A 21,943-nucleotide genomic window follows, 5' to 3' on the forward strand; every position below is an offset into this window, starting at 1 on the left:
ATGAATCCGACGACATTGCCGGCGCGCCGGCATTCCCGCGGCAATGCCGCGCTGCTTGCCGCGCTGGGCTGGCTGGTGGCCTTCTCCGTGCTGGCGGTGCTGCCGCTGCTGCTGACCGCGGACAGCCACAAGTTCTATATCGAGCTGCTCAGCAAGGTGATGATCATGGCGATCTTCGCGCTGTCGCTGCAGCTGCTGATCGGCTATACCGGGCTGGTGAGCCTCGGGCATGCCGCGTACTTCGCCATGGCGGCCTACGCCACCGCGATGCTCGCGCCGCAATCCGGGCCGGGCAACGGCTGGCTGCTGCTGGCCGGCGCGCTGGCCGCCTCGGCTGGGCTGGCGCTGGTGGTGGGCGCGCTGGTGCTGCGCACGCGCGGCGTGTATTTCATCATGGTGACGCTGGCCTTCGCGCAGATGGTCTACTTCGTCTTCCATGACACCAAGCTCGCGGGCGGCAGCGACGGCACCTATATCTATTTCCGCCCGGAATTCCCGGTGCCGGGCGAGCAGTTGCTGACCGTCACCGACCCCACGCACTTCTACTGGCTGGTGTGGGCGGGCCTGGTGGCCACGGTCGCGCTGCTGGCGCTGGTGCTGCGTTCGCGCTTCGGCCATGCGCTGGTGGGCATCCGCCATAACGAGCAGCGCATGCGCGCCGCCGGCTATGCCACCTATCGGTACCAGCTAGGCGCCTTTGTCGCCGGCGGGGTGCTGGCGGGGCTGGCCGGCTTCCTCTATGCGATCCAGTTCGGCTTCGTCAACCCGGAGATCGCGTCGTGGCACCAGTCGGGCAACGCCATGCTGATGGTGATCCTGGGCGGTGTCGGCAGCCTTGCCGGGGCGGTGCTGGGGGCGTTTTCGTTCGTGCTGCTGGCCGAATGGTTCAGCACGCTGACCAAGCACTGGCAGCTCGTGATGGGCGGCTTCATCATCGTTGCCGTCGCGCTGCTGCCGCGGGGGCTGGTGAGCCTGCCCGCGGTGCTGCGGCACGGGCGCCGCGGCAAGACCGGGCGGCACAATGGCGGGCAGGGGAGCGAAGCCAGCGAGACCAATGATGGCAACGCGCGAAATACGGAGGCCGCATGAACACCCCGGTACTGCAGGCGCAGCAGCTCACGCGCCGCTTTGGCGGCCTTACTGCCGTGGCCGGCGTCGACCTGTCGCTGGCGCTGCATGAGATCCATGCCGTGATCGGCACCAATGGCGCGGGCAAGTCCACGCTGATCAACATGCTGTCGTGCGAGCTGCCGCCGACGTCAGGGCGCCTGTTCCTGAAGGGCGAGGAGGTCACCGGCTGGTCGCAGCCGCGCCTGGCACGGCACGGCGTGGGGCGCAGCTACCAGCGCAACAACATCTTCCTGCCGCTGACCGTGCGCGAGAACTGCCGGCTGGCGGCGCAGTCGCGCGCGCAGCGGGCCTGGCGCCTGTGGGAAAGCGCGCAGGGCTGCCGCACCAGCGCCACGCTGGCCGACGAGGCGATGGAGCGCGCCGGCCTGGCGCCGCTGGCGGACCGGCGCGCCAGCGACCTGGCGCATGGCCAGAAGCGCCAGCTCGAGGTGGCGATGTGCCTGGCTACGCAGCCGGTTGCGCTGCTGCTCGACGAGCCGCTCGCCGGCATGGGCGCCGAGGAATCGACGCGCATGCTCGGGCTGCTGCGCGGCCTGCGCGAGGGCCATGCCATCCTGCTGGTCGAACACGACATGGACGCGGTGTTCTCGGTTGCCGACCGTATCACCGTGATGGTCAACGGCGTGGTGATCGCCACCGGCACGCCCGAGGCGATCCGGTCCAACCGCGAAGTCCAGCTTGCCTACCTGGGCGAAGAAGAAAACGAGGCCGCATGAGTACGCCTACTAGCACACTCACCAGCACACCGATGATCGAAGCCACCGGCATCAACGCCTGGTACGGCTCCAGCCATGTGCTGCGCGGCATCGATTTCACCGTGGGCGTGGGCGAGACCGTGGGCCTGCTGGGGCGCAACGGCATGGGCAAGAGCACGCTGTTGCGCACGCTGCTGGGCCACGTGCGCCAGCGCCAGGGGCAGATCCGCGTGGCCGGCCGTGACATGTCGCGGGCGCAGCCTTACGAGGTGGCGCGCCTCGGCGTCGCCTACGTGCCGGAAGGGCGGGGCATTTTCCCCAGCCTGTCGGTGCGTGAAAACCTGCTGATGGCCGCCCGCAAGGGCTGCAATGGCCGCAACGACTGGGACGAGGCGCGTGTGCTCGACCTGTTCCCGCGCCTGAAGGAGCGCCTCTCGCATGGCGGCCAGCAACTGTCCGGCGGCGAGCAGCAGATGCTGTCGATCGGCCGCGCGCTGATGACCAATCCCGACTGCCTGGTGCTGGACGAAGCCACCGAAGGGCTGGCCCCGCGCATCGTGCGCGAGATCTGGGAAGTCATCGCCACGGTGCGCGCCACCGGGATCGCTTCGGTGGTGGTAGACCGCAACTTCCGCTCGGTGCTGGCCCACGCCGACCGCGCCGTGGTGCTGGAAAAAGGCCGGGTGGTGCTGGCCGGCCCGGCGGCCGACCTGGCCGGAAAGCCGGAGGCGCTGGATCGTTACCTCGGCGTATAGGCCGTCCCGGGTGCTGCCTGACGCACAAATGTTGCCCTGCCGCAACGGGCCTTGCGGGCGCAAGGACAGGCTGTTTTGCTTACCCAGGCCTTGACCACCGGCCACTTCCCTCCCATGCTTGCTGAGTCACGAAAACGGCATCCGGATCACGCGGAGTGGTCGTGCGCGGGCAGTTCATCTAGAATTGCGCGGGTTTGTGCAATGCAATAGAACGCAAAAAGCGCCGGAAAACGGTCGCAGCAGTCGGCACCCCGCGCCGGGTGGCGGCTGCCAGAGCCAACAAAACTGCCGGCAAGCCGGCCGGGCAGACCCAATCTCATGACTACCCAGTCCACAACCAGCCATTATTTCGTCGAAAGTCCCAGTACACGCGCCCTGGTGCTCGGCGCGGTCGGCGTCGTCTTCGGCGACATCGGCACCAGCCCGCTGTACGCGCTCAAGGAGTGCTTCAGCAAGGAACATGGCATCGCCTTCAGCCCCGACGCCGTACTGGGCGTCATCTCGATGCTGTTCTGGGCCATGATCATCGTGGTTTCGATCAAGTACGTGGTGTTCGTGATGCGCGCCGACAACGACGGCGAGGGCGGGGTGCTGGCGCTGATGGCGCTGGTGCTGCGTACCGTGGCGCCGCGCTCGGGCAAGGCAAAGATCCTGATGATGCTCGGCATCTTCGGCGCCTGCATGTTCTATGGCGATGCGGTCATCACGCCGGCGATCTCGGTGCTGTCGGCGGTGGAAGGGCTGGAGATCGCGGCGCCGCAGCTGTCGCAATTCGTGATACCGATCACTCTGGCCATCCTGGCCGGGCTGTTCCTGATCCAGCGGCATGGCACCCACGCGGTGGGCAAGCTGTTCGGTCCGATCATGACGGCCTGGTTCGTGACGCTGGGTGCGCTGGGCGTGTTCAACCTGGTCCAGGCGCCGGAAATCCTCAAGGCGGTCAATCCGCTGTACGGCATCACCTTCCTGGTCGAGCATGCGCTGCAGGCCTTTATCGTGCTGGGCTCGGTGTTCCTGGTGCTGACCGGGGCCGAGGCGCTGTACGTCGACATGGGCCATTTCGGCGCGCGGCCGATCCGCATCGGCTGGTTCATCCTGGTGATGCCGTGCCTGATGCTGAACTACTTCGGCCAGGGCGCGATGCTGCTGCAAAACCCCGCCGGCGCCGAGAACCCGTTCTACCTGATGGTGCCGGAGCCGCTGCTGATCCCGATGGTGCTGCTGGCCACCTGCGCGACGGTGATCGCCTCGCAGGCGGTCATCTCCGGCGCCTTCTCGCTGACCAGCCAGGCGATCCAGCTGGGCTTTGTGCCGCGCATGCGCGTGCGCTACACCTCGGCCGCGGAGATCGGCCAGATCTACCTGCCGGTGGTCAACTGGCTGCTGCTGGTGCTGGTGATCGGCGTGGTGATCTCGTTCAAGAAGTCCGAGAACCTGGCGGCGGCCTACGGCATCGCCGTGACCACGACCATGGTCATCACCAGCATCCTGGCGGCGGTGTGCATGCGCAATGTGTGGAAGTGGAACACGGCGCTGGTGGTACTGGTCGGCGCGGGCTTCCTGCTGGTCGACCTGTCGTTCTTTGCCGCCAACCTGCTCAAGGTCGCCGAAGGCGGCTGGTTCCCGCTGCTGCTGGGCAGCATGGCCTTCTTCATGCTGATGACCTGGTACAGCGGCCGCAAGCTGCTGCGCGCGCGCAGCCTGGAAGACGGCATCCCGCTGGAGCCGTTCATCGCCGGCCTGCTGGCGCACCCGCCGCACCGCGTCGAGGGCACCGCGGTCTTCCTGACCGGCAACACCGAGTCGGTGCCGGTGTCGCTGCTGCACAACCTCAAGCATAACCGCGTGCTGCACGAGCGCGTGGTGTTCCTGCACTTCATCACGCGCGACGTGCCGTATGTCGACGACGATCATCGCCTGAGCTGCAAGGACCTGGGCGGCGGCGTCTTTATCCTGAAGTCGGAATACGGCTTCAAGGAAACGCCGGACGTGCAGAAGGTGCTGGACCTGGCCGACCGCAAGCTCGGCATGCATTTCGAGCTGATGGAAACCTCGTTCTTCATCGCGCGCGAATCGGTGATTCCGTCCAAGCTGCCGGGCATGACGATGTGGCGCGAAAGCTTGTTCGCCTGGATGCATCAGAACGGCGCCAAGCCGTCAGATTTCTTCCAGATCCCGGCCAACCGGGTGGTGGAGCTGGGTACCAAGGTCGAGATCTGAAGCGGGCGGGCCTGGTGCCCGCCGCTGCAAGCCCCGGGACGGCGCCGCAAGGCGTGTCCCGGGGCTTTTTTGTCTGACGCGGCCCGCGCGGTCGAGGCGCGCGTCTGCCATGCGCCACCCGCCGGCGCTCCCCCGGGGCACTTGTCCCGGAAACCCGGGCGTCGCAGCAGCCGGCCCGGGACCACGGCCTCATGCGCGCGCCGGCCCCGGGCCGGACAATGCAACCCTCAACTTGTCACAGGACCCCTTCGTGGCGGTCCGCCTCCTCGAGGAGCCGTGCCATGCGTTCGTTGCAGCAGTGGTCTCGCCCGTCCAGCCGGCATGCCGACGAAGCCCGTCGCGCGCGCCTGCCGCGACGTGCGCTGCCGCCATGGCTGCGACGCATGCTGCGCGAGCGCATCGCGCCCACCGGCGCGGTGCTGCTGCCGCCGGCGCTGCTGCTGCTCTACGTCTTCTGTCATTCACACGCGAACTGGGAGTCGTGGCTGGCCTCGCTGCGCGAGCTGGACCACGATCACGGCGCGCCGGCGCGCGAGCTGGGACGCGCGTTGTCGCTGGCGCGCTCCCTGCGCGGCCGCCAGGCGCCGGATGCGACGCTCTGGCGCACCGCGGTGCAGCTGGCCGCCGACCGCGTGTCGGCGGGCCTGGCGGCACGCTGGCGCAGTCCGGCGCGGCTGATGCCGTCGCCGGCGCTGTTGCCGCTAATGCCGCTGGTGCCGCTGGTGCCGCTGCTCGCGATGTTCGGATGGCTGCACTGACGTTGAGCGACTGAAGCGGGGCGCCATGCGCGCCCGCACCCCCCACACCCGCATCTTCCTGATCCAGGAGTCAGGCGCCGCACCGCTGCCGCGATGGGAGGGCAGCCGGCAGGCGCCGGGCAATCGGCCCGCACGGCCAAGGCGATCCCGTGCGGCCCGTGCGTTGGTGATCGCCTTGCATGAGGGACCGCAGCGGCCACGCTGCCGGCATCCCCGGTTGGAGATAGCAATGCATAAGAAGTTTGCCGAGACCCTGCTCACCGTCACCGCACTTGCCGCACTGGCGGCCGGCGCGAGCCCGACCGCCCACGCCGGGGCGGGTGACGAAGCCACGCGGACTGCCGCGCATGTCCGCCACGGACAGCGCGACGCCTTCAGCGACGGAGCGCACGGGCCCGAGGCCACGATGTTGTCCGTGGTGGCGCGCCAGGGCATGTCAGTGTGCGCGGTCCGTGACTTTGATCCGTACGGTGACGGCATGCGCAAGCCCGATCCATATACTGACGGCGCGCGCATGGGACAGTTCGACCCGTTTACGGAAGGGACCCGCACCAGATCGCGCGACGGCTACAGCGACGGCGCACGCAGCGGCCCGCGCGACAGTGGCGAATGCCTCAGCCATGCATAACCGCGTGCCTCGGTGAGGCACCATGCCAGCGCACATGCGCCCGCATGTGCGTCAGGACCCGCCCGTGCCAAACGCTGCCGCACGCTCGTCCCTGACCACCGGCCCGGTTTCATGCCGGGCCGGTGCATTCGCGCAACGGCATGCGCGCTTGCGCAATCCCTTGCAAAGCCGCACCGATCCTTTCCTACACTAGTGAAGTCACGCGGCGCGCCCGCCTGGCAGGCACGGTCCCGAGGGCCGCGCCGCCGGCAGGCCGTCCCAGCACCGCGCGGCCCGACATGCCGATGTTCAAGCAGCAGATTCGCCTGTGCACCAGCCGGGATGGCGTTCGCCTTGCCTACGCCGTCACGGGCAGCGGCGCGCCGCTGGTGAAGGCGGCCAACTGGATGAGCCACCTCGAGTTCGATGTGGACAGCCCGGTGTGGAGCCACATGATCATGGCCCTGTCGGCGCACCACACGCTGATCCGCTATGACGAACGCGGCTGCGGGCTGTCCGACCGCGATATCGAAGACCTGTCGTTCGACGCGTGGCTGCGCGACCTCGAAACCATCGTCGATGCCAACGGCGTGGAGCATTTCCCGCTGCTGGGTATCTCGCAGGGCGCATCGATCGCCGTGGCCTACGCCGTGGCGCACCCCGAGCGCGTCAGCCACCTGATCCTGCACGGCGGTTATGCGCGCGGGCGGCTCAAGCGCGACAACCTGAGCCCGCGCCTGCGCGAGGAAGCCGAATTGATGAACAAGCTCGCCGAGCTAGGCTGGGGCCAGGAGAATCCCGCCTTCCGCCAGTTCTTCACGACCCAGTTCATCCCGGGCGGCACGGCCGAGCAGCATGCGTGGTTCAACGAGCTGGAGCGGGTCTCCACGTCGCCGCTGAATGCCGCGCGCTTCATGCGCGTGTTCAACGAGATCGATGTGGTCGAACTGCTGCCGAGGGTCACGTGCCCGACGCTGGTGCTGCATGCGGTGCGCGACGCGCGCGTGCCGTTCGACGAGGGCCGCCTGATCGCCAGCGAAATTCCCGGCGCGCGCTTCGTGCCGCTGGAAAGCGGCAATCACCTGCTGCTCGACACCGAGCCCGCTTGGAACCGGTGGCTCGACGAGGTGCGTGCCTTCTTGCCGGCCTCGGCACCGGTGCGCGATCCCGCCTTCACCGCGCTGACGCGGCGCGAGCGCGATATCGTCGAGCTGATCGCGCAGGGCCGCGACAACGCCCAGATCGCCGCGCGCCTGGACCTGTGCGAAAAGACCGTGCGCAACCATATCACCAGCATCTTCGCCAAGCTGGAAGTGGAGAACCGCGCGCAGGCCATCGTGCTGGCGCGCAAGGCGGGGTTTGACCGGGCGGACGCTTAGGACATCGAGCGCCTGTGGCCTGCCTGCCTGCGCCTACGACTGGTTCACTAGCGTGCGCGCGTCGGCCACGTGCCCGCGGTAGGCTTCGAAGATGCGGCGCAGCGACTGCTCCATCGTGACCTCGGGCTTCCAGCCCAGCTCCTCGACGGTGTTGTCGATCTTCGGCACGCGGTGCTGCACGTCCTGGTAGCCCTTGCCGTAGAAGTCGCCCGACGAGGTTTCGACGATCTGCGTCTTGCGCGCTTCCTCGGCGTATTCGGGGTAGTCCGCGGCCATCTTCAGCATCATCTCGGCCAGCTCGCGCACCGAATGGATGTTGGCCGGATTGCCGATATTGAAGATCTTGCCGCTGGCGATGCCGCTCGGGTTCTCGATGATGCGCATCAGCGCACCGATGCCGTCCGAGATATCGGCAAACGCGCGCTTCTGCGCGCCTCCGTCGACCAGCCTGATCGGCTCGCCGCGCACGATATGGCCGAGGAACTGCGTCACGACGCGTGACGAGCCTTCCTTCGACTCGAAGATCGAGTCCAGCCCCGCGCCGATCCAGTTGAAGGGGCGGAACAGCGTGTAGTGGAGGCCCTGCTCCATGCCGTAGGCGTGGATCACGCGGTCCATCAGTTGCTTGGAGCAGGCATAGATCCAGCGCGGCTTGTTGATCGGGCCGTAGACCAGCGGCGAGGCTTCCGGGTCGAACTCCTCGTCGCTGCACATGCCGTAGACCTCCGAGGTCGACGGGAACACCAGGTGCTTGCCGTACTTGACCGCGGCGCGCACGATCGGCAGGTTGGCCTCGAAATCCAGCTCGAACACGCGCAGCGGCTGGCGCACGTAGATCGGTCCGTGTTCATGTCCATGCCGTAGACCTCCCACGGCGTGGTTTCCAGGATGCGGCGCGTCAGGTGATGGCCAATGAAGCCGTTGACGCCGAGAATCAGTACTTTCTTGCCTTGCATTGTGTTGACGATCGCATCGAAAAGAAGCGTGCCGCACGAGTGCGGCACGAAACACCGGCAGCACGCTAGCGCACGCCGGCGACGGGGAAGTTGGCCACGGCCACGCGCCGCCAGTCGCGCGCGATCACATGCATCGGCACGCGCGCGCTCAGTTCGGCAAACGTCCGCGGCGACAACAGCGCCACGGCACGCGGGCCGTGCTGCCACGCATCGACAAAGGCGTCGATGGTCGGCAGCCACTTCTGCGGCTCCTGCTCCGTGCCGAAGGCCAGTTCATCGGGCTGCGCCACCATGGTGAGCGGATGCCGCAGGTAGAAGGGCAACGTATGGTCGAGCATGCCCACGCCATAGAGCGGCATGCCGGGCCGCAGCACGCGCTCGATCGGCGCAGCCAGGGCGATGCCCGAGGCCGAGCGGCCGATGGCCTCATGGCCGAGCAGGGCAACGGTGAATGCCAGCAGCATGCCCAGCGCGTAAGCCGTGATGCTTGCCATGCGCCCGTGCCGGCGCAGCAGCCACAGCGCGGCGAGCGTGCCGGCGCAGATGAGGGCAAACGCCATCGCCACCCATACGGCGTAGGCGCGATAGAGCACGTTCGGTGTGTTGTTGGAATCGAGGTTCGCCACCACGGGACTCGCCAGCAGCCCGAGCGCGCCGATCGCCAGCATCGCCCAAAGCTGCGTGCGCCACGCCGGCACGCCGGTTTGCGCCAGCGCGGCACCGGCGAGGATCGCCAGCGCCGGGAACACCGGCAGGATGTAGCCGGGCAGCTTGGAGCCTGACAGGCTGAAGAAGGCGAAGATCGACAATGCCCACGCAGCGCACATCAGCGCGGGCTGGAACGGTGCCGGGCCGATTGTCATGGTGGTGGTCACGGTGGTCACGCTGGTCCCGGCGCGATGCCTGACGGTGCGGACCATTGCGGGCAGCACCCCAAGCCACGGCATGAACCCGCCCAGCACCAGCGGCACGAAGTACCACGGCGGACCCTGGCGCGCATGCACCGTCGACGTGTAGCGCTGCCAGTGCTCGTGCACGAAGAAGAAGTGCAGGAACTCGGGGTTGCGACGTGCCACCAGGCAGTACCACGGCACCGCCACCAGCAGCATCACCGCAATGCCCGCCAGCGCATGCAGGCGCCGCCACAGCGCCAGGTCGCGCGTGACGCAGGTGTACGCCACCAGTGCCAGTCCCGGCAGCACCACCCCGACCAGCCCCTTGGTCAGCAGCGCGATACCCATCGCCGTCCAGCATGCCAGCATCCAGTTGCGTCGCGACGTTGGCGTGGTGCGGGGGTGCTGCGCCAGCAGCATGCCCGCCAGGGCGCAGGCCAGGACGCCGGAGAGCGTCATGTCGAGAGTATTGAAGTGTGCCGCGGCATTCCACATCGGCGCCGATGCCAGCACCAGCCCCGCCAGCCATCCCGCGCGCGCGCCGAACCAGCGCGCCGCCGCCAGCATCGATGCCGCCACGCCGGCCAGGCCGGCAAGCGCGACGCACAGCCGCGCCTGCCATTCGCCGATGCCGAACAGCGTATATGACACTGCCGTCACCCACAGGTGAAAGGGCGGCTTCTCGAAGTACTTCAGCCCGTCATAGCGGATCGTGACCCAGTCGCCGGTGGCCAGCATCTCGCGCGCGATCTCGGCGTAGCGGCCTTCATCCGGTCCCAGCAGGTGGCGTGCCCCCAGCGTGCCGAACCACAGCAGCGCGAACGCCAGCACCGCGAGCGCGAGCGCAATGGCGGGAATGCCTGCCACGCGCACGGCATGGTCGGGCCGCGCGGCGAGGCGCTCGGCGTGTGGCAGAACGGCGGGGCTGGCAGGGCTGGCAGGGCTGGAGGGCAGGTGTGACGGCAAGGCGGCGCGGGCGGAAGAGTTGACGGCCTTGTCGGCGCCGGCGCCAGGCGCGGCGTTGAACAGGACAAGGCCTGGCAATGCGAGCGCGAGGATAAGCCGGCAACCTTAATGGCACATTAAGCTTGCAAGCGCACAATCGATCCCCTGCGTGGCGTGACGGCCGCATAACAACCCGGAACATGAGAATCCTTATTGTTGAAGACGACCCCATGCTCGGCGACGGCCTGCGGCGCGGGCTGCAGCTGCTGGACTATGCGGTCGACTGGTTCAGCACCGCCGCAGAGGCCGACCATGCGCTCGAGATGGCCGGCTATGACGCCGTGGTGCTGGACCTCGGCCTGCCCGGCGAGGACGGCATGGCGCTGCTGGCGCGCTGGCGCGCGCGCGGCTGCCGCATTCCCGTGATCGTGCTGACCGCGCGCGATGCGATCGAAAGCCGCATCGGCGGGCTCGATGCCGGCGCCGATGACTACCTGGTCAAGCCGGTCGCGCTCGACGAACTGGCCGCGCGCCTGCGCGCCGTGACACGCCGCGCCGTGGGGATGTCGTCGCCGGTGTGGAAGCACGGCGCGCTGGAATTCCATCCCGCCCGCCGGCAGGCATACTGGGCCGGCACGCCGGTGGAGCTGACCAGCCGCGAAGCCATGCTGCTCGAGTTGCTGCTGGCACACCCCAACCGCCTGCTGACGCGCGATTTCCTGCGCGACAAGCTCTATGACTGGCAGGGCGGCGTGGAAAGCAATGCGCTGGAAGTCCACATCCACCACCTGCGCCGAAAGATCCATCCCAGGATCGTGCGCACCTTCCGCGGCGCGGGCTACACGCTGGGCGCTGCCGAGGACTGCCAATGACGCTGCAGCGCCGGCTTATCCTGGCCGTGCTGATCGCCACGCCGGTGGTCTGGCTGCTGACCATCGGCCTGACCTACGTGCGCGCCCGGCATGAGATCAATGAGCTGTATGACACCGACATGGTGCGCATGGCGCTGCAGATGCACTCGGTGGCGCCGATGGTCGACCTTGCCGCCGGGCCGTCGCGCACGCGGCTGCCGCAGCTGGTGGAAGGCGACCAGGGCGATGCCGGCCTCGGCGACCTCGCCATCGCCGCGTGGCTGCCAAACGGGCAGCCGCTGCATATCGATCCGGAGGGCGACCTGCTTCCGCGCGCGCCGGGCGTGAAGGGCTTTACCGATACCGTGCTCGACCACCAGCGCTGGCGGCTGTACTACCTCGACGATCCGGATACCGGCTGGCGTGTCTGCGTCGGCCAGCAACTGGCCGAGCGCAACGAGCTGATCCTGTCCTATATCGCCGCGCAGGTGCTGCCATGGGCCGCGGGCCTGCCGCTGCTGATCGCGCTGCTGATCTGGTTCACGCGCCGCGCGATGGCGCCGGTGCGGGCGTTGTCGGCCGACATCGAACGGCGCGCGCCCGACGATCGCCAGCCGCTCAGCCTGGCGGCGGTGCCTGGCGAGCTGGTACCGCTGGTCCACGCGATGAACCGGCTGCTGGAGCGCGTGTCGGATTCGATCGAGCACGAGCGCCGCCTGACCGCCGACGCCGCGCACGAGATGCGCACGCCGCTGGCCGCGCTAAGGGCGCAATGGGAGCTTGCCGAGCGCTCGCCGGACGCCGTGGAGCGCGACCGGGCCCGCGCCAACGTCGCCGCCGGCATCGACCGCATCAGCCGGCTGGTATCGCAGCTGCTGACGCTGAGCCGGCTGGAGGATGCCTCGGCGCTGCCGTCGCGCCAGCCGGTCAGCTGGCTGCCGGTGGCGCAGCAGGCGCTGTCGGACTGCCTGGCGCTGGCGCAGCAGAAGCAGGTCGATGTGGAGCTCGAATGGCCGGAGCAGGGCGGCGAACCGCTGCCGGTCGCGGGCGATGCCAACCTGCTGTCCCTGCTGCTGCGCAACCTGCTCGACAATGCCATCCGCTACAGCCCGCCGGGCGCGCTGGTCACGGTGGATTTTGAGCCGGGCGGTATTTCCGTGCGCGACCAGGGGCCGGGCATCGCGCCCGATGTGCTGGCGCGGCTCGGCGACCGCTTCTTCCGCGGGGGCGGGGCGCACCGCGAGCATGGGCATGGCCTCGGCGTTTCCATCGCCCTGCGCGTGGCGAGGCTGCACGGACTCGACCTTGCCTTTGCCAACCGGACCGACGGCGCGACTGGACTGGTCGTGACGATCGCCCGCGGCGGCGCGCAATGAAAAACGCCCCGCACAGTTTCGTGCGGGGCGTCCTTGATTTTGCGTGGAGCGTGCCGTTCAGCGCTTGAGCTTGGCAAATGCCGCTGCCATCGCGCCCGCCGGCTCCGGCTCGCGGCGGCCGCCGCCGGAGCCCTTGCCGCCGTTACGCTGGCCGCCGCGGTCGCCGCCGCCGGCTCGCGGTGCCGCCTGGCCCGGCTCGTCGTCCAGCCGCATCGACAGTCCAATGCGATTGCGCTTGACGTCGACCTCCATCACCTTGACCTTGACGATCTGGCCGGCCTTGACCACTTCGTGCGCGTCCTTGACGAACTTGTTCGACAGCGCCGAGATGTGAACCAGGCCGTCCTGGTGCACGCCGATATCGACGAACGCGCCGAACGCCGCCACGTTGGTGACCACGCCTTCCAGCACCATGCCGGGCTGCAGGTCCTTCACGTCCTCCACGCCTTCCTGGAAGGTCGCGGTCTTGAACTCGGGGCGCGGGTCGCGGCCGGGCTTTTCCAGCTCGGACAGGATGTCGCGCACGGTCGGCAGGCCGAACGACTCGTCGGTGAACTTTTCCGGCGACAGGCCGCGCAGCGCTTCGCGGTTGCCCATCACGTCGCGCAGGCCCTTCTTGATGGCGTCCAGGATGCGTTGCACCACCGGATAGGCTTCCGGGTGCACCGATGAGCGGTCCAGCGGGTTGTCGCCATCGTTGATGCGCAGGAAGCCGGCCGCCTGCTCGAAGGTCTTGTCGCCCAGGCGCGGCACCTTCTTCAGCGCATTGCGGTTGGCAAAGGCGCCGTTGGCATCGCGGTATTCGACGATATTGCGCGCCAGCACCGTGTTCAGGCCCGATACGCGCGCCAGCAGCGGCGCCGAGGCGGTGTTGACGTCCACGCCCACGGCGTTCACGCAGTCCTCCACCACGGCATCGAGGGTACGCGCCAGTTCGCGCTGGTTCACATCGTGCTGGTACTGGCCCACGCCGATCGACTTGGGATCGATCTTGACCAGTTCGGCCAGCGGGTCCTGCAGGCGGCGTGCGATCGACACCGCGCCGCGCAGCGACACGTCCAGGTCCGGGAATTCCTTGGCGGCCAGTTCCGACGCCGAGTAGACCGATGCGCCGGCCTCGCTGACCACGATTTTGGTCAGCTTCAGCTCGGGCATCTGCTTCATCAGGTCCTGCACCAGCTTGTCGGTCTCGCGGCTGGCGGTGCCGTTGCCGATCGAGACCAGCGCGACGTTGTGCTGCTTCGCCAGGCGGGCCAGCGTGGCGAGCGAACCGTTCCAGTCGCGGCGCGGCTCGTGCGGGTAGATGGTGGCCGTGTCGAGCAGCTTGCCGGTGCTGTCGACCACCGCGATCTTGCAGCCGGTGCGGATGCCGGGGTCGACGCCCATCACGGCCTTGGGCCCGGCCGGCGCGGCCAGCAGCAGTTCATGCAGGTTGCGGCCGAACACCTTGATGGCTTCGCTTTCGGCGGTCTCGCGCAACTGCGTCAGCAGCTCGGTTTCCAGGTGCGGCTGCACCTTCACGCGCCAGCACCAGCGGCACACGTCGCCCAGCCACTTGTCGGCGGGGCGGCCCAGCTGCTGGATGCCGACATGGCGCGCGATCATGCCTTCGCACGGGTGCGGCACCAGCGCGTCCTGTTCTTCGCCCAGGCCCAGCTTGACCATCAGCACGCCCGCATTGCGGCCGCGGAACAGCGCCAGCGCGCGGTGCGACGGTACCGTGCGGATGGTTTCGCTGTAGGCGTAGTAGTCGCGGAACTTCTCTTCCTCGGCGGTTTCCTTGCCTTCCATCACGGTGGAGGCGACCACGCCGTTGTTCCACAGGTGTTCGCGCAGCTTGCCCAGCAACTCGGCGGTCTCGCCGAACTGCTCGGACAGGATGTCGCGCGCGCCGTCCAGCGCGGCCTTCACATCGGGCACGCCGCCGTCGGCGGTCGGGTTGCCGTTGACGTACCTGGCGGCCTCGGCCTGCGGGTCCAGCGTGGGGTCGGCCAGCAGCGCCAGCGCCAGCGGTTCCAGTCCGCATTCGCGCGCGATCTGGGCGCGGGTGCGGCGCTTGGGCTTGTAGGGCAGGTAGAGGTCTTCCAGCGTCTGCTTGGTTTCGGCGGCCTCGATGGCAGCCTGCAGCTCGGGCGTGAGCTTGCCTTGCTCCTGGATCGACGCCAGGATGGCCGCGCGGCGGTCTTCCATGTCGCGCAGGTAGAGCAGTCGCTCTTCCAGGTTGCGCAGCTGCGTGTCGTCCAGGTTGCCGGTCACTTCCTTGCGGTAGCGGGCGATGAACGGGACGGTGGCGCCCTCGTCGAGCAGGTCCACGGCGGCCGCGACCTGGCGCGGCTGCACGGACAGTTCAGCCGCGATGAGCGACACGATTTTTTGCGAGACGGAAGCGGGCAGGTTGGACATCTGAAAACGCAGTCGGTCGAAAGCGGGGCATTTTGCCACAAGCGCGCCGCAGTTCGGCCACGCTTGCCGCCGGCTTCGCGCAAGGGGCGTTACCGGCATGTGCGGGGCAGGCCGCCAGGCGGCCCGGATGCTAGAATCCCGTCATGATCGTCAAGCCCCGCCAGGCCGCCGCCCTGGCTACTTCCGCGGTAACTTCTCCCGCCACCTCGCCGGCCATGCCAACTGTCGCCAACGTGCCGAAATCCGTCCTTTTCCAGGCTGCCAGCCTGGCCGTGCTGGCGCTCGCCTCCGGCGCCGCGCTGATGCCGGTGCGACCGGCGCTGGCGCAAGCTTCTGCGACGGCCGCCGGAGCTCCGCGCGACTTCGGTGCCGAACGCAAGGCCATCGGCGATTCCCGCGCCTGGACCAACTACCGTTTTTCCGCGGCCGAGCACGAGTGCTACAGCAAGTTCTTCGTCAACAGCTGCATCGACAAGGCCAAGGAAGTCCAGCGCGAGGAGTTGCAGGTGCTGCGCAAGCGCGAACTGGAAGTCGGCGAGGCCGAACGCGCGCACCGCGCTGCCGAGCGCGACCGCGAGCAGGCGCTGCGCCGGGCCGAATTCGAGGCCAGCCAGCCGCAGCGTGCCGCCAGCGAGCAGTCCAGCCGCGCCGCGTTCGAGAAGAAGCAGCAGGAACAGCAACTGCGCGACGCGCAACGCCAGGGTGAAGCGCCGCAGCGTGCCGCCAATGCGCAGGCGTACCAGCAGAAGCAGTCCGACTATGACGCCAAGATGAAGGAGGCGCAGCAAAAGGGCGCCGAGCAGGCGCGCCAGCGCGAGGAAAACGTGAAGGCGTACGAGGCCAAGCAACGCGACCTCGAGCGGCGCCAGAAGGAACTGGAAGAGCGGCGCGTCAAGGCCAAGGAGCAGCAGGGCCAGGCGTCGGCGCCGCGCCCGTTCGGCTTCTGAGCCGATCGCACTGTGACCGTACAGCGGAGGCGCACATGGACAGCAACCTGAATACCCTGGAGCGGCGCATCATGGAGTTGCAGATCGAGCACCGCGACCTGGACTTCCTGATCGACCGGCTCGCGAGCGACGCCGTCCATGACGAGCTGCAACTGCGCCGCCTGAAGAAGCGCCGGCTGAAGCTGAAGGACGCCATCACGCTGCTGCAATTGCAGCTGGAACCCGACGTGCCGGCCTGAGCATCCGGGCCGCCCGCACCAGATGCCGCCGGCACACCGACCGGCGGCTTACACAAAGTATTCCCCCACCTTGTCCGACCTTTCCGATTCCCCCGAGCAAGACGATGCCGCCAGCGCGGACGACGCCACGGACCTGCATGACGTCGCCGCCAGCGCCATGGACGCCGCAGCCAGCCGCAGCGCCGAGCTTGGCACCATCTTTGCCGATACCGGCACGCTGGCGCAGGCCATCCCGGGCTACCGGCCGCGCGCTTCGCAGCACAAGATGGCCGATGCCGTCGCCGAGGCGATCGCGTCCAACGACACCGTCATCGTCGAGGCCGGCACCGGCACCGGCAAGACCTACGCCTACCTGGTGCCGGCCATGTTGTGGGGCGGCAAGGTCATCCTGTCCACCGGCACCAAGAACCTGCAGGACCAGCTGTTCCTGCGCGATATCCCGACGGTGCGCCATGCGCTGAACGTGCCGGTCTCGGTGGCCTTGCTCAAGGGCCGCGCCAACTACGTCTGTCACTATCACCTCGAACGCGCGCAGGCGGCCGGGCGGCTGGCATCGCGCCAGGACGCCGCGTGGCTGCGTGACATCGGTCGCTTCGTCAAGGAAACCAAGACCGGCGACAAGGCCGAGCTGGCCGCCGTGCCCGAGAACGCGCCGGTGTGGCAGATGGTGACGTCGACGCGCGACAACTGCCTGGGCTCGGAGTGCCCGTTCTACAAGGACTGCTTCGTGATGCGCGCGCGCAAGGAAGCGCAGCAGGCCGACGTGGTGGTGGTCAACCATCACCTGTTCTTCGCCGACGTGGTGCTGCGCGATACCGGCATGGCCGAGCTGCTGCCTGCCGCCAACACCGTGATCTTCGACGAAGCGCACCAGCTGCCCGAGACCGCGACGCTGTTCTTCGGCGAGACGCTGTCGACCAGCCAGCTGCTCGAGCTGGCTCGCGACACGGTGGCCGAAGGCCTGTCGCATGCACGCGATGCGGTCGACTGGGTGGCGCTTGGCGCGCCGCTGGAGCGTGCCGCGCGCGACCTGCGGCTGGCGTTCGGCAAGGACAACGCGCGGCTGGCGCTGGGCCAGATCGAGGCCGACCGCCGCATTGCCGAGCCCTTCAATGAAACGCTCGATGCGCTGGACGAGGCGCTGTCCGCCTTCGTCGAGATGCTGGAAAGCCAGGCGGAGCGCGCCGAATCGCTGCAGCAGTGCCACCGGCGCGCGCTGGAGCTGGCCGAGCGGCTGGCGGCATGGCGCAGCGATGTCGTTGCCGCGCCCGCCGCACCGGCAGGCGAGGGCAGTGAAGGCGGCGAGGCAGCCCAGGCGCCGGCGCCCGCTGAAACCGTACGCTGGGTCGAAGTGTTCTCCCACACCGTGCAGCTGCACCGAACCCCGCTGTCGATCGCGCCGATTTTCTCGCGCCAGCGCGGCGGCCAGCCGCGTGCGTGGGTCTTTACCTCGGCCACGCTGTCGGTCAAGGGCAACTTTACGCACTATGCAGCCCAGCTTGGTCTCGACAAGGACCGTTCGCTGACGCTGCCGAGTCCGTTCGACTACGCGAAGCAGGGGCTGCTGTATGTGCCGCGCGACATGCCCGCGCCGCAGTCGCCGCAGTTCACCGATGCCGTGGTGCAGGCCGCGCTGCCGCTGATCGAAGCGGCCGGCGGGCGCACCTTCCTGCTGTGCACCACGCTGCGCGCGGTGCAGCGCGCCTCCGACCTGCTCTACGACGCCTTCGCCGAGCGCGGGCTGAACCTGCCGCTGCTGGTGCAGGGCCAGGCCAGCCGCACCGAGCTGCTCGATCGCTTCCGCGAACTGGGCAACGCCGTGCTGGTGGGCAGCCAGAGTTTCTGGGAAGGGGTGGACGTGCGCGGCGAGGCGCTGTCGCTGGTGATCATCGACAAGCTGCCGTTCGCGCCGCCCGACGACCCGGTGCTGGCCGCGCGCATGGAAGTGCTGCAGAAGAAGGGGCTGAGTCCGTTTGCCGCGCACCAGCTGCCGCATGCGGTGATCACGCTGAAGCAGGGCGCGGGGCGGTTGATCCGCTCGGAGTCCGACCGCGGCGTGCTGGCCATCTTCGACACCCGGCTGGTGGAAAAGCCCTATGGCCGCCAGATCTGGCAGAGCCTGCCGCCGTTCACGCGCACGCGCGAGGCGGCCACGGTGGTGCGCTTCCTGGAATCGCTGCGCGGGGAGGGCAAGGCGGCGCGTGCCGCGGAAGCGGGCGCGGAAGACTGAAGGGCGCACCCCTGGAAAGCAAAAACGGGACGGTCATGCGACACGTCCCGTTTTTTTATCGCCGCCCGTGGGCGTTGGCGAGGTTCAGAACACTTCCCACCAGGACTTGTCCTTGCGGCGTTCGCCGTACTTGATGAAGTCGCTTTCCGGGAAGTTCTTCTCCATCACGCGGGCGGTATCGTCGCGCAGGTCCTTCATGCCCAGCGCATCGTACGAACGGATCATGATGTACAGCGCTTCCTCGTTAGCCGGCGCGCCGTCATAGTCCTTCAGCGCCTGCTGCGCGCGGTTCACCGCGGCCAGGTAGGCGCCGCGCTTATAGTAGTAGCGCGCGGCATGCACCTCGTGCTGGGCCAGCGAGTTGACGATGTACTGCATGCGCAGCGCGGCGTCGGGGGTGTACTTGCTGTCCGGGTACTTGGTGACCAGCGTATTGAACGCGTCGTAGGCGGCGCGTGCGGCCTTGGGGTCGCGCTCGCTCAGGTCCTGGCCGGAGAAGCGGCCCAGCCAGCCCAGGTTGTCGTTGAAGTTGATCAGCCCCTTGAGGTAGTAGGCGTAATCGATGTTGGGGTGGTTCGGGTGCAGCTGGATAAAGCGGTCCACCGCGGCCAGCGCTGCGGCCGTCTCGCCGTCCTTGTAGTTGGCGTAGGCGGTGTCGATCTGCGCCTGCTGCGCATAGCGCCCGAACGGATAGCGGCCTTCGAGCTTTTCGTACAGCTTGACGGCGCGGGTGTAGTCGCCGCCATCCAGTGCGTCCTTGGCTTCCGAATATAATTTGTTGGCCGACCAGCCGGCAGTTTCGTCGGGCTGGTCCGCCAGCAGGCCGCATGCCGACAGCATGACGCAGCCGCCTGCGAGCAGAACCGCTCCAATTGTCGCGCGCCACGGCGCGCGTTTCATGCTCTGCAATTGCATGGGCAATCGTATCCCGGATGAAGAAAAATAGCGTCAAGCATTATAGCCCAAGCCCCCAACCTCAAGCCCGACCGGGCGCGGGTGTGGGAGGACTGCCACCCGAACAGGTGCGCGCCGCCGCAGCCGTGGCCGATTCCGAGGAATTCGAGGACCTTGCCGAGGCCGCGCCGGCCAATGCCGCGCCGGGCGCCGAGGCCGGGGTAACGCTGTCCCTGGAGGTGGACAGTGCCGCGCATGGCGAACGCCTCGACAAATTGCTCGCGCGTCACTTCAGCGAGTTCTCGCGCAGCCGCCTGCAGCAGTGGATCGAAAGCGGCGCGGTGCGCGTTGACGGCCAGGTGCGGCGCCCGCGCGATGCGGTGCAGATGGGCAACCGCATCGAGGTGCAGCCGCAGGCCGCGCCCGAATCTTCTGCCTTTGCGCCCGAGGATGTGCCGCTGGACGTGGTCTATGAAGACGACACGCTGCTGGTCATCAACAAGCCCGCCGGGCTGGTGGTGCATCCGGCCGCCGGCAACTGGAGCGGCACCGTGCTCAACGGGCTGCTGCATCGCGACCCGGCCGCCAGCGCCCTGCCGCGTGCGGGCATCGTGCACCGGCTCGACAAGGAAACATCTGGCCTGATGGTGGTCGCGCGCACCCTGACCGCGCAGACCGACCTGGTGCGCCAGCTGCAGGCGCGCACGGTCAAGCGCACGTACATTGCGCTGGTGTGGGGCCGCACCTACGACGAGGGCACCATCGACGCGCCGATCGGCCGCGACGCGCGCGAACGCACGCGCATGGCGGTGGTGCATACGGCCAGCGGCAAGCCCTCGCGCACGCATTTCCGCACGCTGGCCACGGTGCCGCTGGGCCGCAGCTTTGTCTCGATGGTGATGTGCAAGCTCGAGACCGGGCGCACGCACCAGATCCGCGTGCACTTCGAATCGATCGGCCATCCGCTGGTGGGCGATCCGGTCTACTTCCGCGCGACCCAGCGCGGCCAGCGTCCGGCCATCCGCGTGCCGCTGCCGGTGCCGTTCGAGCGCCAGGCGCTGCATGCGTACAAGCTTGGCCTGGTGCATCCGGCCACCGGCCGGCACATGTCGTGGACCGCGCAGCCGCCGGCGGACCTGCAGGCACTGGTCGATGCGCTCGACTTCGAAAGCGCGCAGGATGAAGAGGAAGAAGAGGCCTGGGACGAGGTGTGGGAAGGCGGTGAAGCCCACTGGGAATATGCCGGCGAGGGTGACGAGGATGAAGACGATGAGCGCGACGCCTGACTCCCAATGGCTGGTGCCCGGCTGGCCGGCGCCGGCGCGCGTGCGCGCGCTCTCGACCACACGCCATGGCGGCGTCAGCCAGGGACCGTACGGGCTTGCCGGCGGCATGCCGGGCGGGCTCAACCTGGGCACGCATGTGGGCGACGATCCGGCGGACGTCGCGCGCAATCGGGAACGGCTGGCCGCGCACCTGCCGTCGATGCCGCGCTGGCTAGACCAGGTGCATGGCTGCGCCGTGGCCACGGCCGGCCACGTGGCCGGTGCAGGCGATCAGGCCCCGCAGGCCGATGCCAGTGTCGCGAGCGCACCGGGCCATGTCTGCGCCGTGATGACGGCCGACTGCTTGCCGGTCCTGCTGTGCGATGCGCAAGGCACGGTGGTGGGTGCGGCGCACGCCGGCTGGCGCGGGCTGTGCAATGGCGTTATCGAAGCCACGCTGGCCCGCATGCAGGCCGCGGCCGGCGGTCAGGACCAGCGCTGGCTGGCGTGGCTGGGTCCGGCCATCGGGCCGGATGCGTTCGAGGTCGGCGCCGAGGTGCGCGACGCCTTCCTGGCGCAGGCGCATGCCGGCGAGCAGGCCGCTGTTGCGGCGGCTTTCCGTGCCGGTGCCCCGGGCAAGTACCTGGCCGACATCTATGCACTCGCGCGCACGCGGCTGGCACGGGCCGGCTGCACCGAGGTGTATGGCGGTGATGCCTGCACCGTCACCGACGCAGCGCGCTTCTACTCCTATCGCCGCGACGGCGTGACCGGCCGCATGGCCAGCCTGGTCTGGCTGGCCGACTGAGGCGTCAGTCCTACTTCTCCGGCGGTGTTTCCGCCACCGGCGGCGCATTGCCGCCGGCCTGCGCCGCGCGCTCGGCTTGCGCTTTGCGCCGCCGCCGCGCCGGCGTGCCCAGGATGTACAGCACCAGTGCCACCGGCGCCAGGCCATAGAACACGAACGTGGCGACGCCCGCCACCACCGTGTGCTCGGTGATCGCCATCATCAGCGCGACATAGAGCCAGCCAATGGCTACGATGTACATAAAATTTTCATCCTTCTCGCCTATCCTGCGGAGCCTCGGCGGAGGCAGGCGCGGCATACCGTCCGGTAGGTCGGGGAGCCCGTTTCGCCAGGAGGGATTTCCACATTGACAGTACATACGTTGCAAGGCAACAATGGCCTCAAATGTCTCGGGATCGCTGACGATTCCAAGGGTTTTTGCCGGCAAGCATACCGCATGGCGTTGCCAGCCAGAGCGCCGCGGTAGCCGGTAAAAAGGGAGTTGCTATCGGGATGGGCGGAATCCGCCGCGCAAGCGCGGCGCCGGGGTTCCGGCGAATTATCTGGCTAGCCTGCCCGGTTCGGGTGAGGCGCGCGCCGGGTCCATCCGGA

Annotated in this window: 18 protein-coding genes and 1 pseudogene; 14 read left to right on the forward strand and 5 right to left on the reverse strand. The window is 68.4% G+C overall.

Going from position 1 to position 21,943, the window contains the following annotated elements; translation table 11 throughout:
• The 7 genes from E1J61_RS25990 (at nucleotide 1) to E1J61_RS26020 (ending at nucleotide 7,545) form a co-directional block, all read left to right on the forward strand.
• On the forward strand, nucleotides 1–1,089 hold the full coding sequence (locus E1J61_RS25990; protein ID WP_133096825.1) for a branched-chain amino acid ABC transporter permease: 1,089 nt from the start codon (nucleotides 1–3) through the stop codon (nucleotides 1,087–1,089).
• Nucleotides 1,086–1,847 (forward strand): ABC transporter ATP-binding protein, encoded by a 762-nt coding sequence (locus E1J61_RS25995; RefSeq protein ID WP_133096826.1) that lies wholly within the window; start codon nucleotides 1,086–1,088, stop codon nucleotides 1,845–1,847. The genes E1J61_RS25990 and E1J61_RS25995 overlap by 4 nt, the downstream gene beginning before the upstream one ends.
• The gene (locus tag E1J61_RS26000; protein WP_133096827.1) at nucleotides 1,844–2,581 is read left to right on the forward strand and encodes an ABC transporter ATP-binding protein; all 738 of its coding nucleotides are present in this window, start codon (nucleotides 1,844–1,846) and stop codon (nucleotides 2,579–2,581) included. Before E1J61_RS25995 ends, E1J61_RS26000 begins: the two co-directional genes overlap by 4 nt.
• A 318-nt stretch (nucleotides 2,582–2,899) precedes the next feature.
• Complete coding sequence (locus tag E1J61_RS26005; protein WP_133096828.1) at nucleotides 2,900–4,801, forward strand: potassium transporter Kup; 1,902 nt, start codon at nucleotides 2,900–2,902, stop codon at nucleotides 4,799–4,801.
• Between the two features lie 281 nt (nucleotides 4,802–5,082).
• Nucleotides 5,083–5,559, forward strand: a complete 477-nt coding sequence (locus E1J61_RS26010) for a hypothetical protein (protein WP_243736977.1) — start codon at nucleotides 5,083–5,085, stop codon at nucleotides 5,557–5,559.
• A gap of 229 nt (nucleotides 5,560–5,788) precedes the next feature.
• Complete coding sequence (locus E1J61_RS26015; protein ID WP_133096829.1) at nucleotides 5,789–6,187, forward strand: hypothetical protein; 399 nt, start codon at nucleotides 5,789–5,791, stop codon at nucleotides 6,185–6,187.
• Between the two features lie 278 nt (nucleotides 6,188–6,465).
• Nucleotides 6,466–7,545 carry an alpha/beta fold hydrolase gene (locus E1J61_RS26020; RefSeq protein ID WP_133096830.1) on the forward strand — a complete coding sequence of 360 codons (1,080 nt, stop codon included), beginning with the start codon at nucleotides 6,466–6,468 and terminating at the stop codon, nucleotides 7,543–7,545.
• Between the two features lie 33 nt (nucleotides 7,546–7,578).
• Here the strand turns inward: E1J61_RS26020 and E1J61_RS26025 are convergent.
• Together E1J61_RS26025 and E1J61_RS26030 are read right to left on the reverse strand one after the other, a co-directional pair.
• Nucleotides 7,579–8,501 (reverse strand): annotated as a pseudogene (locus E1J61_RS26025) (bifunctional UDP-4-keto-pentose/UDP-xylose synthase).
• Between the two features lie 65 nt (nucleotides 8,502–8,566).
• Entirely contained in the window at nucleotides 8,567–10,309 is a 1,743-nt protein-coding gene (locus E1J61_RS26030) for a glycosyltransferase family 39 protein (RefSeq protein ID WP_133096920.1), read from the reverse strand.
• Nucleotides 10,310–10,539: 230 nt separating this feature from the next.
• Between E1J61_RS26030 and E1J61_RS26035 the strand changes: the two genes are divergently transcribed.
• Both E1J61_RS26035 and E1J61_RS26040 read left to right on the forward strand, forming a co-directional pair.
• Complete coding sequence (locus tag E1J61_RS26035; protein WP_133096831.1) at nucleotides 10,540–11,211, forward strand: response regulator; 672 nt, start codon at nucleotides 10,540–10,542, stop codon at nucleotides 11,209–11,211.
• Nucleotides 11,208–12,566, forward strand: coding sequence for an ATP-binding protein (locus E1J61_RS26040; protein WP_133096832.1), 1,359 nt, complete (start codon nucleotides 11,208–11,210; stop codon nucleotides 12,564–12,566). Before E1J61_RS26035 ends, E1J61_RS26040 begins: the two co-directional genes overlap by 4 nt.
• A gap of 57 nt (nucleotides 12,567–12,623) precedes the next feature.
• Here E1J61_RS26040 and E1J61_RS26045 read toward each other — a convergent pair whose 3' ends face one another.
• Complete coding sequence (locus E1J61_RS26045) at nucleotides 12,624–14,969, reverse strand: Tex family protein (RefSeq protein ID WP_133096833.1); 2,346 nt, start codon at nucleotides 14,967–14,969, stop codon at nucleotides 12,624–12,626.
• 143 nt (nucleotides 14,970–15,112) lie between these two features.
• Here E1J61_RS26045 and E1J61_RS26050 point away from each other — a divergent pair, with 143 nt between their 5' ends.
• The 3 genes from E1J61_RS26050 to E1J61_RS26060 are packed head-to-tail and all read left to right on the forward strand — an operon-like array spanning nucleotide 15,113 to nucleotide 18,385.
• A complete protein-coding gene (locus E1J61_RS26050; RefSeq protein ID WP_133096834.1) occupies nucleotides 15,113–15,916 on the forward strand; it encodes a hypothetical protein in 804 nt (267 codons plus the stop codon).
• Nucleotides 15,917–15,951: 35 nt separating this feature from the next.
• Nucleotides 15,952–16,155: a DUF465 domain-containing protein gene (locus E1J61_RS26055; RefSeq protein ID WP_013956445.1), complete on the forward strand. Its 204-nt coding sequence runs from the start codon at nucleotides 15,952–15,954 to the stop codon at nucleotides 16,153–16,155.
• A gap of 22 nt (nucleotides 16,156–16,177) precedes the next feature.
• A complete protein-coding gene (locus tag E1J61_RS26060; protein ID WP_133096835.1) occupies nucleotides 16,178–18,385 on the forward strand; it encodes an ATP-dependent DNA helicase in 2,208 nt (735 codons plus the stop codon).
• An 84-nt stretch (nucleotides 18,386–18,469) separates the two neighbouring features.
• Here the strand turns inward: E1J61_RS26060 and E1J61_RS26065 are convergent, their stop codons facing one another.
• Nucleotides 18,470–19,300, reverse strand: a complete 831-nt coding sequence (locus tag E1J61_RS26065) for an outer membrane protein assembly factor BamD (RefSeq protein ID WP_133096836.1) — start codon at nucleotides 19,298–19,300, stop codon at nucleotides 18,470–18,472.
• A gap of 17 nt (nucleotides 19,301–19,317) precedes the next feature.
• Between E1J61_RS26065 and E1J61_RS26070 the strand changes: the two genes are divergently transcribed.
• Complete coding sequence (locus E1J61_RS26070) at nucleotides 19,318–20,565, forward strand: RluA family pseudouridine synthase (protein WP_133096837.1); 1,248 nt, start codon at nucleotides 19,318–19,320, stop codon at nucleotides 20,563–20,565.
• Complete coding sequence (gene pgeF, locus E1J61_RS26075; RefSeq protein ID WP_133096838.1) at nucleotides 20,549–21,352, forward strand: peptidoglycan editing factor PgeF; 804 nt, start codon at nucleotides 20,549–20,551, stop codon at nucleotides 21,350–21,352. Before E1J61_RS26070 ends, pgeF begins: the two co-directional genes overlap by 17 nt.
• 10 nt (nucleotides 21,353–21,362) lie before the next feature.
• Here pgeF and E1J61_RS26080 read toward each other — a convergent pair whose 3' ends face one another.
• A complete protein-coding gene (locus tag E1J61_RS26080) occupies nucleotides 21,363–21,593 on the reverse strand; it encodes a hypothetical protein (protein WP_133096839.1) in 231 nt (76 codons plus the stop codon).
• Nucleotides 21,594–21,943 lie beyond the last annotated feature (350 nt).

The organism is Cupriavidus sp. L7L (assembly GCF_004353535.1).
GTDB classification, from domain to species: domain Bacteria; phylum Pseudomonadota; class Gammaproteobacteria; order Burkholderiales; family Burkholderiaceae; genus Cupriavidus; species Cupriavidus oxalaticus_A.